This window comes from Herminiimonas fonticola (assembly GCF_040395855.1).
GTDB classification, from domain to species: Bacteria; Pseudomonadota; Gammaproteobacteria; order Burkholderiales; family Burkholderiaceae_D; genus Oxalicibacterium; species Oxalicibacterium fonticola_A.
This window is the reverse complement of sequence record NZ_JBEBPO010000059.1, coordinates 1-15,175: the sequence shown is the minus strand read 5'-3', so window position 1 is coordinate 15,175 and position 15,175 is coordinate 1. Positions and strand designations below refer to the sequence as shown.

The window sequence follows — 15,175 nt, the reverse complement described above, 5'->3', positions numbered from 1 at the left end:
GCTGCTGGAGCTTCAGCTGCTGGTGCTGCTGGAGCTGCAACTTCAGCTGCTGGTGCTGCTGGAGCTTCTTCTTTTTTGCTGCAAGCGGTCAAAGCGATAGCCAACAGGGATGCGATCAGCAAGGATTTTGTCATGATTATCTTTCAATAATAGTCAGGGTTGATATTAATTTGCGATGAATAATTACCGGTAATTATCGCTCTATAGGGTGCTTCGTACGTATTTCGAACCATAATGCTGCGGTGCGATGAAACGAAACCTTCCTAACCGATAATTATAGCGCTTCTTTTTGCTTGTGGCACAACAGTTTTACATTTTGGTAAGTATAAGGTTTGAATGATGTTTTATGGAAATACCTAAAACGCATGCACGCATGATGTGGCACTGAATACTTCCGTCAATTTCGCTCTTTTGCCGTTATTGTAAAGTGAGCCAGCCATCCTGATGCCAGGTGTGCAAGGCCTCGATCACATCCGGTGATGCTGTTGCAAGCAGCGCAGCGGACAAGGCACGTTCATTGGCCAAAATCTGCAGGATGGCTAAATCTTCTGCGCCCACCTCGAATGAAGTACCGTTGATGAAGATGTAATTGTCGCAATGCAGCATTTGCGTTTTGCGTGAAAGTCTGACGCCATTCTTCTTGGCTTTTTGTGCAAAGCGAGCCGCTGTCAATTTCGGTTCAGGCGCATCGAAATAGATGTGCGGCTTGGGTTCGGATAAGTGCTCACCCAGAAAGAGTGCGATATCTTCTGGCGTGAAACGCATTTTGTTCAATTCAGAAGTCACGCGTGTCAGCATTGCACGGCTGATTTCCGCTCGCTGTCTGGACACTTTCAAATCGGGATCGGCATAACGTCCAGGCAAATCGATCGAATCGATCATCGATTCCAGGAATGCTTCGCCCAACTCCTGATAGGACGGCGCACGGAAGCCTATCGAATAGGTCATGCATTCATCCATGGCGACGCCTTCGTGCGCGTATTGCGGCGGCAGGTACAGCATGTCGCCGGGCGCGAGGATGAATTCCTGCTCGGCTTGAAAATTCTTCAGTATCTTCAACGGCATTCCATCGATCAATGTCAGGTCGGTTTGTGCGCTGATGCGCCAACGTCTGTGACCGTGCGCCTGCAGCAGAAAGACGTCGTAGGAATCGAAGTGTGCGCCGACGCCGCCGGTTTCGGTCGCATAGCTGATCATCAGATCGTCGAGACGTGCATCCGGTACAAAATCAAACTGTCGCATCAATGCATCTACCGCATCGTCGTGCAGATTGACGCCTTGCACCAGCAAGGTCCAGTTTTTCTGTTTGAGTGGCGGAACCTGCTCAAAAGGGCCGCTGTCCATCTTCCATTGATTTTTATGCTGTGTAATCAGGCGCGATTCCACCTCATCGCTCTTGACCAGATCAAACAGTTCTTCGCGTGACAGCAAGGCTTGAAAGGCGGGAATGGCCTGGCGGATCAGCAAAGGTTTCTTGTGCCAGTAATCGCGCAAAAATTCTGCGGCGGTGATGCCGCCTAAAAGAGTCAGTTTTTTCATGGCGTCATTATATATTGCCCACTAGCCCGTACAGAGTAGATGCAGCGTGTTCATGGAATATTCCGGCGGGTATAATGGCGGCTACATAAAATGAAAGGATCATCATGAAGATTGCCAAAAATACGGTCGTGACCGTGGATTACAAATTGTCGGACGCGCAAGGCGATTTGATTGAAGACAGCCGTGACCCTATGGTCTACCTGCATGGCGGCTATGAAAACACGCTGCCAAAGATTGAAGAAGCGCTGGACGGCAAGGAAGTCGGTTTTGAAGACACCATCCAGGTCGAGCCGCATGATGCCTTCGGCGATTACGATCCTGATCTGGTCAAGGTCGAGCCACGCGGCCGTCTGCCGACACCCTTGGAAGTAGGCATGCAGTTTGAAGGCTCGCCGGAAACAGAAGATGAAGATGAGCAGCCGCTGATTTTCACCGTCACCGATATCGCCGACGATAAAGTGGTGCTGGATGGCAATCACCCGCTGGCCGGCATGGCGTTGCGCTTTACATTGAAAGTAACCGATGTACGTGCAGCGACTGAAGAAGAAATCGCACATGAACACGTGCACGGTGCGCATGGCCATCATCATGGAGCTGACGATGATGAAGGTGAAGAGGGCGATCACTTCCGTACGCATCCGATACACTGATAACTTGTTTGCTGTGCAGGCATAGCGACTACAAATAAAAAAGGATGCGTTCAACGCATCCTTTTTTATTTTCTGCTATCAGCAAGAAGATGCGAATTTCTTGTTATTCCTATCGATGAGCAGTCTGTGCCGACAACGCAGGATTCGTCGCGCTGAATAATTGCGGCAATGCAGCGTCGACCGAGATTTTGCGCCATGGTGTGTCGGCGCGGAAGGTGCCTATATTGCCGTGCCAGTCGATGTTTCTGGGAGCCGAGATCTGGTGCGCATCCTGATCGCTGTGAACAATCAGAATCCGGCCTTGAAATTTTGCGGCAAACGTCATGATTTGACGCCGGATATTGGCATATCCCTCACGTTTGTTACCGGACGAGAAAAACGATGAGTGTTCTGCCGGTACAAAAGGATTGCCATCGCAGAACAGTACGATGCCATCCAGTTTGCCGATTTTCGCTGTCAGGAAAAGCCGTTTCAGCCAATCCGTGTTGGCAATCTGCCGATCTTCAAATTCACTGTTGCGGCCAGCCGCATTCAAATAATTATTGTTGTTGGATGGAAGATTAATGGTCGCAAACATCACGTCATTGATGCGCCAGCGCATATTCTCGCCATACATGCGAAATTGTGGCATCGTCGATTGACGAATCAGCGGAATTTTACTGTCGCCCAGTGAAAATTCATCGGTGAAAAACAGGTCGCGCAAGCGGTTCATGCGTTCGCTTGCAATGGAACGATTTTTTACATTGACGCATTGCGCCCAGTCGCTGGCGGTGACGGATACGATCAAGCCGTTCTTTGCGCTATCCAGCAAGGCGCGGCGATTTTTGTATACGGTATCGGTACATGGTTCATCAACTGCCTTGACGCCGCTGGCGACGACGAATGCCAGATTGTCGGCATCGCTTTCGGCAATCGCATTGCGTACCGTGGCTTCGCCGGTCGTCGCCTTCAGTTGTTTTGCAATGACACCGAAACTGAATGGACTTGCCGGCGTGCCATACGCTAATGTTGCTTGCAGCAACACCATGCATGTGACGCAACGGAAAACGAATCCTCTCATTTTTCCCTGTGCTGATTGCTCAGCTCCTTGAGTCGGTAAAGTGCATCCAGCGCGTCGCGCGGCGATAGCATATCCGGGTTGATGTCTGCCAGTGCTTCGTCCAGTGCGGATGGCTGCGCTATCGCGTCGTCCAGCTCGATTGTCGCCGTGTGATCGGGATCGGCAAATAGGTCGAATTGCGGCGTGGCCTGCATCGAATTCGCTTCCAGCGTCGCCAGATGTTTGCGTGCCGCCCGGATCACTGCTTGCGGTACGCCAGCCAGTTGCGCAACCTGCAGGCCATAACTTTGCGATGCAGGTCCGGCTTGTACGGCGTGCAGAAACACGATGCTGTCCTTGTGTTCCACTGCTGACAAATGCACGTTGGCGGCAGAAGGATGGACCTCAGGCAACTGCGTCAGTTCAAAATAATGGGTGGCGAACAGGGTAAAGCTTCTGGTGGTATCGATCAAATGCCTGGCGATGGCCCAGGCCAGTGCCAGGCCGTCAAAGGTGGAAGTGCCGCGCCCGACTTCATCCATTAACACCAGTGAGTTTTCCGTTGCGCCGTTGAGGATGGCCGCCGATTCCGTCATCTCGACCATGAAGGTCGAGCGGCCACCGGCCAGATCGTCGGCTGCACCTATGCGTGTGAAGATGCGATCGATCGGGCCTATGGTGGCGCTGGCGGCCGGCACAAAACTGCCGACATAAGCCAGCAGGGTAATGAGTGCAACCTGTCGCATATAGGTCGATTTACCACCCATATTGGGGCCGGTGATCAATAGCAGGCGGGATTCATTGTTGAGCACGCAATCGTTGGCGATAAAGCGTTCGATATGATTCTCGACAACCGGATGACGGCCCTGTTCTATTGCAATCGTCGGTTCGGCAATCAATTGCGGTGCGCACCAGTTGTGTCGCAATGCGTGTTCGGCGAGTGCGACCAGCGTATCGAGTTGTGCCAGCGCATGTGCAATATTTTGCAGTGTGCCGATATGCTGCGCCATCTGTTGCAGCACCTGATCGTACAGATATTTTTCCCGCGCCAGTGCGCGCTCCTGCGCCGACAGGGCCTTGTCTTCAAAGGCTTTCAATTCCGGCGTGATGTAGCGTTCGGCATTTTTCAGTGTCTGGCGACGGCGATAGTCATCCGGCACCTTGTCGGTCTGGCCGTGTGTGACTTCGATGTAAAAGCCATGCACCTTGTTGTATTCGACGCGCAGATTGTTGATGCCGGTGCGTGCGCGTTCGCGCGTTTCCAGATCGACCAGGAATTGCCCGGCGTTTTCCGACAGTCCGCGCAACTCATCCAGTTCTGCATCGAAGCCGCGCGCAATCACGCCGCCGTCGCGCACCATGGCTGCCGGTTCCAGCGCAATCGCGCGCTCCACCAGATCCAGGCATTCACTTGGCGTGGCGAGCGCATCGTGTATGGTTTTCAGCAGTGGCGCATCGGCATCCTGGTTGCACATCGAAACATAGGCGCGCAGCGAAGGCAGTTGCTGCAAGCCGCCGCGCATGCCGGCCAGATCGCGTGGACGTGCCGATTGCAGCGCGATACGTGTGGCAATGCGTTCCACATCCGGTACCGACGCCAGCGTGGAGGAAAGGCCGGTGCAGGCATCGGTGCGCATCAGGGCGTTGATCGCCGCATGGCGCGCACGGGCTACTGCCTGATCGCGCCGCGCATGATGCAGCCAGTGCCGCAGCAGGCGCGAACCCATCGCCGTGCGGCAGTGATCCAGCAGCGAAAACAGCGTAGCGGAATTGTTATCCTGGCCACGTATGGTTTCGGTCAACTCCAGATTGCGGCGGGTAGCGGCATCGAGACCGATGAATTCGTTTTCGGTTTCCACTGTGAGTGTGCGGACATGCTGCAGGCCTTTGCCTTGCGTTGCCTGCGCATAACGCAGCAAGGCGCCGGCAGCGCCGATGGCCGCACTCAGATGCTCGGCACCGAAGCCGGTGAGGGTAGAGACCTTGAGTTGTTCATGCAAGGCCGTGCTGCCGTGTGCAATATCGAAATGCCAGTCCGGTACGGTGGTGTTTTTTGCCAGTGGGTAATCGGAATCCGGGCCGTCTATGCTGCCCGGCAATAGCACCTCGGCCGGCGCTATGCGTTCCAGTTCATGCTTGAGGCGCGTAGCGGCATTCTGGGTGTCGGTGGCAAATTCCATCAGCTTCAACGCACCGCTGGCCATCGATAGCCATGCCAGGCCTATCGTTACCGTCTTGCGCTGTGTCGTGCTGTACAGCGCGAGCAGCGGTTGTTCGGATTTTTCCGGGAGCAAATCCGAATCGCTTAGTGTGCCCGGTGTAATCACGCGCAATACCTTGCGTTCCACCGGCCCCTTGCTGGTGGCGGGATCGCCTATCTGTTCGCAAATCGCAATCGATTCACCCAGCTTGACCAGTTTGGAAAGGTATTGATCGACGGCGTGAAAAGGCACGCCGGCCATCTTGATCGGATTGCCGTTAGAGGCACCGCGCTGCGTCAGTGTGATGCCGAGCAGGCGTGACGCTTTTTCCGCATCCTCGAAAAACACTTCGTAGAAATCGCCCATCCGGTAAAACAGTAGCGTCTCCGGGTGCTCAGCCTTGATGCGCAGATACTGCTGCATCATGGGTGTGTGCTTTTCGTTCGCTGAGGCAGGGCTGGCTTTTGTACTTACCGACGACATAGTGGATTCCAAAGTTTCTTTCAGCGATTTTGCCTTGGTATTTCAACTGGTACAGCTTGAAATATGCCAGGCAAAAACAAAGATGCCATTGTATTCGACGAGATCGATTTTGTTGGGTGCTGCGATGTAAAACCTTGCGCGACAATATCGCAGTGGCTGCGTCATGGTGACGCAGCCACTGCATGCAGTTTATCGGCCTCGGCCGCCTGAGCGATGCGGTGTGGCCGGACGTGCATTGGCGTTGCCGCCGAAGCTGCGTGCCTGACCATTCGGACCGCTAGGTTTGGCACCCGGCGCCTTGGCGGATTTGGCAGGTGCATTGCCTCGTCCTTGTTGCGGCCTGCGGCCCGCTGCGTCATTGCTGCGACGCTGGATAGGTTGCGGTTTGGCATTCAGATCCGGTTCAAAGCCGGGAATCACTTCCGACAGCAATTTGCGTTTGATCAGTTTTTCGATGTCTTTCAGCATATCCAGTTCATCGACGCATACCAGTGATACCGCTTCGCCGGTTGCACCTGCGCGACCGGTACGGCCGATGCGATGCACATAATCTTCCGGCACATTTGGCAAATCATAGTTGACGACGTGTGGCAATTGATCGATGTCGATGCCGCGGGCGGCGATGTCGGTTGCGACCAGGACCTGCAGGCTGCCATCCTTGAATTCACTCAATGCACGTGTGCGTGCCGACTGGCTCTTGTTGCCGTGGATCGCCATGCCGCTGATGCCGTCTTTTTCCAGTTGCTCAACCAGCTTGTTGGCGCCGTGCTTGGTGCGGGTGAAGACCAGCACTTGCGACCAGTTATTGGTCTTGATCAGATGCGCGAGCATAGGATGTTTTTTGTCGCGATCGACGGGATGGATTTTTTGTTCGATGACTTCGACGGTCGAATTGCGGCGCGCGACTTCAATGACTGCCGGCGCATTCAACAGGCCTTCTGCGAGTGTCTTGATCTCGTTGGAGAAAGTTGCCGAGAACAGCAGGTTCTGGCGATTCTTCGGCAAGACCGCGAGTACGCGGCGAATGTCCTTGATGAAGCCCATGTCCAGCATGCGATCTGCTTCGTCGAGAACCAGAATTTCAATCTTGCTTAGATTGACGGTGCCTTGTTGCATGTGATCCAGCAAACGGCCGGGCGTAGCGACCAGGATATCGACGCCATGCTTGAGCATCTTGATTTGTGGATTGATACCGACGCCGCCGAAAATGACAGCGGAGTTCAGGTTCAGATATTTGCCGTAGGTGCGCACGCTTTCTTCAACCTGTGCGGCGAGTTCACGCGTTGGGGTCAAGACCAATGCGCGGATTGGGCGTGCGCCGCTTGTTGAAGCATGCGGTACGCCACTGGTGGCAAGGCGATGCAAGATAGGCAAGGTAAAACCGGCAGTTTTGCCGGTGCCGGTTTGTGCGCCGGCCAGCAAGTCGCCGCCAGCGAGCACGGCAGGAATCGCCTGCGCTTGAATCGGGGTAGGGATGGTGTAACCGTGTTCGGTAACGGCGCGCACAATTCCATCGGCGAGGCCGAGGTCAGTAAAGGACATGAAAACTCAATAGAAAATTATCGGCCTGTCGCCGCAGAGGGCGCCAGTCGCAGGCAAACGGATTGGGGGTGACGTCAAGAGACAGCGGCAAGGTGACTGGAGATATGCCGGGTAGGGCGAGTATAACAGCAGCAGGCTGCTAGCCGGGGAATAGTTGCCGGCTAGCGGAGATGGTTTGCTTATTTTGAGAATGGGCTCAGCAGCGACACCATTTGTGCAAATACTTTCGGCGTGCCGGCCAGTACATCGCCCTTGTACAGATAGTCGGACTCACCTTCAAAGGTACCCATGATGCCGCCGGATTCGGTAATCAGCAGCGAGCCGGCTGCCATATCCCACGGTTGCAAACCTTTTTCAAAGAAGCCGTCGAGACGGCCGCAGGCAACATAAGCCAGGTCGAGTGCAGCAGAACCAGGACGGCGCAGGCCGGCGCAGCTTTGCGTCATGATCTTGAACATTTTCAGGTATTCATCAATGTTGTCGGTGGCGCGGTAAGGGAAACCGGTGCCGATCAATGCATCGGCGATCTTGTCGCGCTTGGTGACGCGGATACGCTTTTCATTCAGATACGCGCCCGAGCCTTTGGTGGCGGTAAACAAATCGTTGCGGGTTGGGTCGTAGACGACGGCTTGCGTAATCTGGCCGCGTTGCTGCAAGGCGATCGAAACGCAGTATTGCGGAAAGCCGTGAATGAAGTTGGTGGTGCCGTCGAGAGGATCGATGATCCAGACGTTTTCGTTGTCGTCGTGCAGATTGGCGGATGCGCCCGACTCTTCGGCCAGGATCGCGTGATCCGGATAGGCGGTTTTCAGAACCTCGATGATCGCCTGCTCGGCGGCCTGATCGACTTCGGTGACAAAGTCATTCGGATTTTTTTCCGTAACCTTGACGCGATCAAGATCGAAAGACGCGCGGTTGATGATGGCAGCGCCACGGCGAGCAGCCTTGATCGCCGTATTAAGCATGGGATGCATAGAGATTCCGTTAAAATGGCGGCGCTGTCGTGCGAACGATGGCAATCCACCTAAATTGAAATTAATGAGCGATGCGGCATGGAGCTGTCATTTCGACATGATCCTGCCGCGCAATGTCGCTATTTTAAATGAACCTGCCGCAAACCGACATGCCTCTTTTCAATCGCCTGCGCTTTGTGCTGGTCGAAACCAGCCGTCCCGGCAATATTGGCGCTGCAGCGCGCGCCATCAAAAACATGGGTTTTTCCGAGCTGGTGCTGGTCAATCCGCGCTTTGCCGATGCGGCAATGCAGGAGGAGGCGATTGCTTTTGCCAGTGGTGCGAATGATGTTTTGACATCGGCACGAATAGTCGGCTCGATTGAAGAGGCGCTGGCAGATTGCAACTATGCCGCAGCGGTGACTGCGCGCTTGCGCGAGTTTTCACCACCTGTCATTTCGCCGCGAGAATTGGCAACGCATCTGGCTGAAGAGTCGAATCTGCAGGCAGCGGTGATATTCGGCAATGAACGTTTCGGCTTGCCGAACGAGATTGTGGAAAAGTGCAACGTACTGATCAATATTCCGGCCAATCCGGATTATTCATCGCTGAATCTCGCGCAGGCGGTGCAAGTGCTGGCGTATGAGGCGCGCATGGCTGCCATAGTCGATACGCCGTCGGCAGTCAGTAATATCGGTTTTCAGGGAGAGGCTGCCGGCATGGCGCAAATCGAGGGCATGTACGCGCATCTTGAGCAGGCGCTGGTGGCGATAGATTTTCTCGATGCTGACAATCCGAAGAAGCTGATGCCACGCCTGAAGCGCCTGTTCTCCCGTACGCAGCTTGAAACGGAAGAGGTCAATATTTTGCGTGGAATTGCAAAGCAGATTTTGGCGAAGTGTAAAAAATAAGCACCTACTTCATCTTGATAGATGCCAAGTGCAGGTGAATACGTAACTCGCGGTGCTGTTTTAGTTCATTAGAAATAAGCAGCAGAGCCGCGATCAGCACTGAAGGGTTTAGTGCCAGCTACGCATCAGGCCAACGGCCAGACCTTCCAGCGCAAAATCATCGTGCTCAAGATCGACGCGGATAGGTTGGAAGTCAGGATTTTCCGGTAACAGTTCAATCAAAGAGCCGGTCTTCTTGTAACGCTTGACCGTGACGTCATCGCCCAGACGGGCAACCACGATCTGGCCGTTCCTGGCGCTGTCGATTTTTTTCACCGCCAGCAAATCGCCATCCAGAATTCCCGCATCGCGCATCGACATGCCGCGTACTTTCAGCAAAAAATCGGGAATGGCGGAAAACAGCGATTTATCGACGTTATATGTCGTTTCAATATGTTCCTGGGCCAGAATCGGCGAACCGGCAGCCACGCGTCCGACCAGGGGTAGATTCAATTGCATCAGTGCGGGATGCGGCAACGATAATTGCGCGCCGCTACGGCTCGATCCTGCGCCGCCCATGTCGCGCAGACGAATGCCGCGCGAAGTACCGGGCGAGATTTCGATTGCGCCCTTGCGTGCCAGGGCCTGCAAATGCTCTTCCGCCGCATTGGCAGAACGGAAACCGAGTTCGGTGGCGATTTCCGCGCGTGTTGGCGGGAAGCCGGTATTTTCTATGGCGTCGCGTATCAGGTTCAGGATTTGTTCCTGGCGAGCTGTCAGTTTGATCATTGCATGCGCCTTGCGTTAGTGATGCCTTGCTGCGGACTGTTCGTATGAACAGTCTGTATTTTTATACAGTGCATGCTTAAACGCAAGCCATTTACCGATTTATCTACAAAGTCAGCGCGGAAAATTGCGATAAATGCCTGAAAGCGTTGAGTTTTCTACCTTCTACGCGTATGATTACCGGTTTTCCTCTTCCCACACTCGTCTTGACGCCGGGGTGGGCAATCTTCAATCCGTCCAAAAGGAGCTTACATGCGTCATTATGAAATCGTATTTATCGTCCATCCGGATCAAAGCGAGCAAGTGCCTGCAATGATCGAACGCTACAAAGGCATCGTCACCGCACGCGGTGGTGTTGTTCATCGCGTGGAAGACTGGGGCCGCCGTCAAATGGCGTACCTGATCCAGAAACTGGCTAAAGCCCACTACGTCTGCCTGAACATCGAATGTGACGGCGAAACACTGGCTGAAATCGAAACCGGCTTCAAATTCAACGATGCCGTTCTGCGTCATCTGACCGTGAAAATGAAGAAGGCTGAAACAGCGCCATCGCCAATGATGAAGGCTGTGCAGAAGGAAGATGCTGCCAAGAGCCATCGCGCCGAGGCACCTGCTGCCTAATTATTGCAACGACGTATCAGGAGAGTGAATCAACTTCAGTTTGTAGCCACCATCGCCGAGCGTGAAATTTTGCGCTACACACCGGCAGGTGTCCCGATTGTGTCAGCAGTTTTGCTGCACAGTTCGCAACAGACGGAAGCAGGTGTTCCACGATTGGTCGAGTTTGAAGTTGCCGCGATTGCCGCGGGAGAAATTTCAGGCAGATTCAATCAAGCCGAATTAGGCGGGACATTTCAGTTCACCGGTTTCCTGGCACGTAAGAGCCGTAACAGCAAAAGCCTTGTTTTCCATCTCACAGATTTCGAGACCCACATTTAGATACAGGAGCCCAAAATGGCATTCGGTAAAAAATTCGACAAAAGCAAACTGAAAGAAAAACGCAAACAACAAAACCCTTTGTTCAAGCGTAAAAAATTCTGCCGCTTCACAGCTGCACACGTAGAACAAGTTGACTACAAAGACGTAGACACATTGAAAGACTTCGTTCAGGAAAACGGCAAAATCATGCCGGCACGCCTGACCGGCACCAAAGCAATCTATCAACGTCAAGTCGATACAGCAATCAAGCGCGCACGTTTCCTCGCGCTGTTGCCGTACACCGATCTGCACAACGCGTAATTAACGACTGAAATAGGAGAAAAACATGCAAGTCATTCTGTTAGAAAAAGTCGTTAATCTCGGCAATCTCGGTGAAGTCGTTAAAGTAAAAGACGGCTACGCACGCAACTTCCTGATTCCACAACGCAAAGCTCGTCGTGCGACGACCGCTGCCGTTGCTGAATTTGAAGTCAAACGTGCAGAGCTGGAAAAAATCGCAGCCGAAAAATTGGCAGCTTCGCAAGCACAAGGCGAAAAATTGACCGGTCAAACCGTTCAAATTTCGCAAAAATCGGGTGTGGATGGCCGTTTGTTCGGTTCCGTTACCAACTCCGATATCGCTGAAGCGTTGACCAAGCAAGGTTTTGCTGTCGAAAAAGCACAAGTTCGCTTGCCAACCGGCCCGTTGAAAGTAACCGGCGACCACACCGTTGCTGTTGCATTGCACACTGACGTTGTCGTTGACGTCACGATCACCATCGTTGGCGAACACGCTTAAGTTTATTTCAAGCATGTCTGGCACTCGCTGCCTAGAAAAAGCCGGGTTTTCCCGGCTTTTTTATTGCCCATTTTCTCAAAGCGCACACCTGTAACAGGTATAATTCGCGCCATGAACAACCGTGCCGATCCGCAAGTAGATTCCCTCCGCGTTCCCCCGCATTCGATAGAAGCCGAGCAATCCGTACTCGGCGGCTTGTTGCTGGACAACGCTGCGTGGGACCGTATTGCGGATTTCGTCAATCAGGACGATTTTTACCGTTACGATCACCGCATCATTTTTCAGCACATCGTCAGGCTGATCAATGGCTCCCGCCCCGCTGACGTGATTACGGTATTCGAGGCATTGACCAATAGCGGCAAGGCAGAAGAAGTGGGCGGTGTCGCCTATCTCAATGCACTGGCGCAAAATACACCGTCCGCTGCCAATATCCGCCGCTACGCCGAAATCGTGCGCGATCGTGGCGTCCTGCGCAAGCTGATCACCGTCTCGGATGAAATTTCCGGCCAGGCTTTCAATCCGCAAGGCAAGGAAGTCAAGCAGATGCTGGATGAAGCCGAGTCCAAGATCTTTGCGATTGCGGAAGAGGGTTCGCGCGGCGCACAAGGTTTCCAGGAAATTCAACCGCTGCTGACGCAAGTCGTCGAACGCATCGACGAACTGTATAACCGCGACAGCACCAGTGATATTACCGGTGTGCCGACCGGCTTTGCCGATCTGGATCGCATGACCTCCGGCTTGCAGCCAGGTGACCTGATCATCGTCGCCGGCCGTCCTTCGATGGGTAAAACCGCATTCTCTATCAATATCGGTGAAACGGTCGCGATTGAAAGCGGCTTGCCGGTTGCCGTCTTCTCGATGGAGATGGGCGGCACCCAATTGGCGATGCGTATGCTGGGTTCGGTCGGTCGTCTGGATCAGCATCGCTTGCGTACCGGCAAACTGGCCGACGAAGACTGGCCGCGCCTGACACATGCGATTCAAAAGATGAACGATGCGCAGTTGTACATCGATGAAACGCCGGCCTTGAATTCGATCGAATTGCGCGCCCGCTCGCGGCGCCTGTCGCGCCAGTGCGGCAAGCTCGGTTTGATCATCATCGATTACCTGCAACTGATGTCCGCCAACTCTTCCGGTGAAAACCGGGCGACGGAGATTTCCGAAATTTCGCGTAACCTGAAAGGTTTGGCGAAGGAACTCAATTGTCCGGTGATTGCACTGTCGCAGTTGAACCGCTCGCTGGAACAGCGTCCGAACAAGCGTCCGGTGATGTCCGATTTGCGCGAGTCCGGCGCGATCGAGCAGGATGCCGACGTGATTCTGTTTATCTATCGCGACGAGGTTTACAATCCGGATTCGCCTGACAAAGGCACCGCGGAAATCATCATCGGCAAACAGCGTAACGGTCCTATCGGTAGCGTGCGCCTGACCTTCCTTGGTCAATACACGAAGTTTGAAAACTATACCGGTTCGGCCGCCTTGTATCAGGGCGACTAATTCAAGATGACCGATATGACATCAGCTGCAATCATTTCATTTCGCCCGGCCGGCAAGGCCTTGAGCGAACATCGTCGCATTTCAATATTTTAATATTCAAAGAGAGCAATCATGTTTGGACGACTCCTGCCGAAAGAAGGCAAATTTTTCGATCTCTTCAACGAGCATGCAGAATTTTGCGTCAAGGGTGCAAAAGAGATGGTCGCACTGATGACCAATTTCGACGATCTGGAAATTCGCGTGCACGCGATTGAAGGCATCGAAAAACAGGCTGACAAGGTAACGCATGCGACGCTGGATGCACTGCATAAAACCTTCATTACACCTCTCGATCGCGATGATATCCATCAGCTGATTACGCGCATGGACGACATTCTCGATCTGCTCGAAGATGCGGCACAAACGATTTCCCTGTACGACATCAAGACCATCACGCCGGAAGCCAAGCGTTTGGCCGAACTGTGCCTGGCCTGCACCGAAAAGGTCAAGGCTGCGGTTGGCCTGTTGCACAACATGGATAACTCGCGCGAGATTCTGGCAATCTGCGAAGAAATCGATCGCCTGGAATCGGATGCCGATCACGTGATGCGTGCTGCCATGTCCAAACTGTTCCGCGAAGAACCGGATGTGCGCAACCTGATCAAGCTGAAGGCAATTTACGAATTGCTGGAAACGGTAACGGATCGTTGCGAAGACGTGGCCAATATCATTGAAGGCATTATTGTCGAAAACGCCTGAGGCTCTCAGCGTATCGTCGTCGTACCTGGCCTTGTGATTGAAAACGCACGAGGCCACGTCTTGCAAGTTTCGCGGTAGCTGACAGTTTGGTCAGCGCTGCATGCAGATTAAACAGAAATTAATTATCCATGCAAACTCTTCACATGAGCTTTTATGTCCTGGCCTTCTTGATCATATTGGCTTTGGTATTCGATTTCATGAACGGCTTTCACGATGCGGCGAATGCCATCGCGACGGTGGTTTCCACCGGGGTATTGAAACCGCAAACGGCAGTGATGATGGCTGCTTTTTTCAACTTCCTCGCGATCGGCGTATTCCATCTCAAGGTCGCATCGATGATAGGAAAAGGCACGATCGATCCTATCGTCATTGATCATTACGTTGTGTTCGGTGCGTTGACAGGCGCCATTCTCTGGAACGCCTTGACCTGGTATTTTGGTTTGCCATCCTCCTCGTCGCACGCCTTGATCGGCGGCCTGGTTGGCGCTGCAGTAGCCAAATCGGGCACCGACGCCCTGATTGCATCCGGCCTGCTCAAGATCATTGCCTTCATTGTATTGTCGCCCTTGCTCGGATTCCTGTTCGGCTCGCTGATGATGATCATGGTGTCATGGTTGTTCGTGCGGTCGACGCCGCGTAATGTGGATCGATGGTTCCGGCGCTTGCAACTCGCTTCCGCAGCCATGTACAGCCTGGGCCACGGTGGCAACGATGCGCAAAAAACCATGGGTATCATCTGGATGCTGCTGATTGCAGCCGGTGTATCGACTACAGAAGATCCATTGCCATGGTGGGTGATTATCAGCTGTTATAGCGCGATCAGCCTGGGCACCTTGTTCGGTGGTTGGCGTATCGTCAAGACGATGGGGCAAAAAATCACCAAGCTGAAACCGGTAGGCGGTTTTTGTGCAGAGACCGGTGGTGCGATTACGCTGTTCCTGGCGACTGCACTGGGCGTGCCGGTATCGACCACGCATACGATTACCGGTGCCATCGTCGGTGTCGGTGCTTCGCGCAAGATGTCAGCGGTGCGTTGGGGTGTTGCCGGCAATATCGTCTGGGCCTGGATATTCACCATTCCTGCCTCAGCTTTTGTGGCGGCGATTGCATGGTGGTTGGGCACGATGATTTTGTAATCGT

The 15,175-nt window shown here is 53.6% G+C and carries 15 protein-coding genes; 9 read left to right on the top strand and 6 right to left on the bottom strand.

Going from position 1 to position 15,175, the window contains the following annotated elements:
- Window positions 1–417: 417 nt before the first annotated feature.
- A complete protein-coding gene (locus ABWP27_RS08780) occupies window positions 418–1,539 on the bottom strand; it encodes a JmjC domain-containing protein (RefSeq protein ID WP_353155734.1) in 1,122 nt (373 codons plus the stop codon).
- 104 nt (window positions 1,540–1,643) lie between these two features.
- Here ABWP27_RS08780 and ABWP27_RS08775 point away from each other — a divergent pair, with 104 nt between their 5' ends.
- The gene (locus tag ABWP27_RS08775; RefSeq protein ID WP_353155733.1) at window positions 1,644–2,189 is read left to right on the top strand and encodes an FKBP-type peptidyl-prolyl cis-trans isomerase; all 546 of its coding nucleotides are present in this window, start codon (window positions 1,644–1,646) and stop codon (window positions 2,187–2,189) included.
- Window positions 2,190–2,298: 109 nt separating this feature from the next.
- On the opposite strand, the gene ABWP27_RS08770 is transcribed toward ABWP27_RS08775, so the two are convergent.
- The 4 genes from ABWP27_RS08770 to ABWP27_RS08755 form a co-directional block, all read right to left on the bottom strand.
- A complete protein-coding gene (locus ABWP27_RS08770) occupies window positions 2,299–3,249 on the bottom strand; it encodes a hypothetical protein (protein WP_353155732.1) in 951 nt (316 codons plus the stop codon).
- The gene (gene mutS / locus ABWP27_RS08765) at window positions 3,246–5,912 is read right to left on the bottom strand and encodes a DNA mismatch repair protein MutS (RefSeq protein ID WP_353155731.1); all 2,667 of its coding nucleotides are present in this window, start codon (window positions 5,910–5,912) and stop codon (window positions 3,246–3,248) included. The genes ABWP27_RS08770 and mutS overlap by 4 nt, the downstream gene beginning before the upstream one ends.
- A gap of 189 nt (window positions 5,913–6,101) precedes the next feature.
- Window positions 6,102–7,454, bottom strand: a complete 1,353-nt coding sequence (locus ABWP27_RS08760) for a DEAD/DEAH box helicase (RefSeq protein WP_353155729.1) — start codon at window positions 7,452–7,454, stop codon at window positions 6,102–6,104.
- A 179-nt stretch (window positions 7,455–7,633) separates the two neighbouring features.
- Window positions 7,634–8,419, bottom strand: coding sequence for an inositol monophosphatase family protein (locus tag ABWP27_RS08755; RefSeq protein ID WP_353155736.1), 786 nt, complete (start codon window positions 8,417–8,419; stop codon window positions 7,634–7,636).
- A 137-nt stretch (window positions 8,420–8,556) separates the two neighbouring features.
- On the opposite strand from ABWP27_RS08755, the gene ABWP27_RS08750 reads away from it, so the two are divergent.
- Window positions 8,557–9,318 carry an RNA methyltransferase gene (locus ABWP27_RS08750; RefSeq protein WP_353155727.1) on the top strand — a complete coding sequence of 254 codons (762 nt, stop codon included), beginning with the start codon at window positions 8,557–8,559 and terminating at the stop codon, window positions 9,316–9,318.
- A 108-nt stretch (window positions 9,319–9,426) separates the two neighbouring features.
- Here ABWP27_RS08750 and lexA read toward each other — a convergent pair whose 3' ends face one another.
- Window positions 9,427–10,086 carry a transcriptional repressor LexA gene (gene lexA / locus ABWP27_RS08745; RefSeq protein WP_353155726.1) on the bottom strand — a complete coding sequence of 220 codons (660 nt, stop codon included), beginning with the start codon at window positions 10,084–10,086 and terminating at the stop codon, window positions 9,427–9,429.
- Window positions 10,087–10,335: 249 nt separating this feature from the next.
- Here lexA and rpsF point away from each other — a divergent pair, with 249 nt between their 5' ends.
- The 7 genes from rpsF (at window position 10,336) to ABWP27_RS08710 (ending at window position 15,171) form a co-directional block, all read left to right on the top strand.
- Window positions 10,336–10,704, top strand: a complete 369-nt coding sequence (gene rpsF, locus ABWP27_RS08740; protein ID WP_076591751.1) for a 30S ribosomal protein S6 — start codon at window positions 10,336–10,338, stop codon at window positions 10,702–10,704.
- Window positions 10,705–10,728: 24 nt separating this feature from the next.
- Complete coding sequence (priB, locus tag ABWP27_RS08735; protein WP_353155723.1) at window positions 10,729–11,022, top strand: primosomal replication protein N; 294 nt, start codon at window positions 10,729–10,731, stop codon at window positions 11,020–11,022.
- 15 nt (window positions 11,023–11,037) lie between these two features.
- Window positions 11,038–11,322, top strand: a complete 285-nt coding sequence (gene rpsR, locus ABWP27_RS08730; protein ID WP_011871569.1) for a 30S ribosomal protein S18 — start codon at window positions 11,038–11,040, stop codon at window positions 11,320–11,322.
- Window positions 11,323–11,347: 25 nt separating this feature from the next.
- The gene (rplI, locus tag ABWP27_RS08725; RefSeq protein ID WP_353155721.1) at window positions 11,348–11,800 is read left to right on the top strand and encodes a 50S ribosomal protein L9; all 453 of its coding nucleotides are present in this window, start codon (window positions 11,348–11,350) and stop codon (window positions 11,798–11,800) included.
- Between the two features lie 111 nt (window positions 11,801–11,911).
- On the top strand, window positions 11,912–13,297 hold the full coding sequence (locus tag ABWP27_RS08720) for a replicative DNA helicase (protein WP_353155719.1): 1,386 nt from the start codon (window positions 11,912–11,914) through the stop codon (window positions 13,295–13,297).
- 111 nt (window positions 13,298–13,408) lie between these two features.
- Window positions 13,409–14,035: a DUF47 domain-containing protein gene (locus tag ABWP27_RS08715; protein ID WP_353155718.1), complete on the top strand. Its 627-nt coding sequence runs from the start codon at window positions 13,409–13,411 to the stop codon at window positions 14,033–14,035.
- 128 nt (window positions 14,036–14,163) lie between these two features.
- Window positions 14,164–15,171 carry an inorganic phosphate transporter gene (locus ABWP27_RS08710; protein ID WP_353155716.1) on the top strand — a complete coding sequence of 336 codons (1,008 nt, stop codon included), beginning with the start codon at window positions 14,164–14,166 and terminating at the stop codon, window positions 15,169–15,171.
- The last annotated feature ends 4 nt before the right edge of the window (window positions 15,172–15,175 follow it).

Bases quoted from the DNA above. Each gene is read 5' to 3' on its own strand.
- ABWP27_RS08780 (WP_353155734.1), bottom strand. From the start codon at position 1,539: ATGAAAAAACTGACTCTTTTAGGCGGCATCACCGCCGCAGAATTTTTG.
- ABWP27_RS08775 (WP_353155733.1), top strand. From the start codon at position 1,644: ATGAAGATTGCCAAAAATACGGTCGTGACCGTGGATTACAAATTGTCG.
- ABWP27_RS08770 (WP_353155732.1), bottom strand. From the start codon at position 3,249: ATGAGAGGATTCGTTTTCCGTTGCGTCACATGCATGGTGTTGCTGCAA.
- mutS (WP_353155731.1), bottom strand. From the start codon at position 5,912: ATGTCGTCGGTAAGTACAAAAGCCAGCCCTGCCTCAGCGAACGAAAAG.
- ABWP27_RS08760 (WP_353155729.1), bottom strand. From the start codon at position 7,454: ATGTCCTTTACTGACCTCGGCCTCGCCGATGGAATTGTGCGCGCCGTT.
- ABWP27_RS08755 (WP_353155736.1), bottom strand. From the start codon at position 8,419: ATGCTTAATACGGCGATCAAGGCTGCTCGCCGTGGCGCTGCCATCATC.
- ABWP27_RS08750 (WP_353155727.1), top strand. From the start codon at position 8,557: ATGAACCTGCCGCAAACCGACATGCCTCTTTTCAATCGCCTGCGCTTT.
- lexA (WP_353155726.1), bottom strand. From the start codon at position 10,086: ATGATCAAACTGACAGCTCGCCAGGAACAAATCCTGAACCTGATACGC.
- rpsF (WP_076591751.1), top strand. From the start codon at position 10,336: ATGCGTCATTATGAAATCGTATTTATCGTCCATCCGGATCAAAGCGAG.
- rpsR (WP_011871569.1), top strand. From the start codon at position 11,038: ATGGCATTCGGTAAAAAATTCGACAAAAGCAAACTGAAAGAAAAACGC.
- rplI (WP_353155721.1), top strand. From the start codon at position 11,348: ATGCAAGTCATTCTGTTAGAAAAAGTCGTTAATCTCGGCAATCTCGGT.
- ABWP27_RS08720 (WP_353155719.1), top strand. From the start codon at position 11,912: ATGAACAACCGTGCCGATCCGCAAGTAGATTCCCTCCGCGTTCCCCCG.
- ABWP27_RS08715 (WP_353155718.1), top strand. From the start codon at position 13,409: ATGTTTGGACGACTCCTGCCGAAAGAAGGCAAATTTTTCGATCTCTTC.
- ABWP27_RS08710 (WP_353155716.1), top strand. From the start codon at position 14,164: ATGCAAACTCTTCACATGAGCTTTTATGTCCTGGCCTTCTTGATCATA.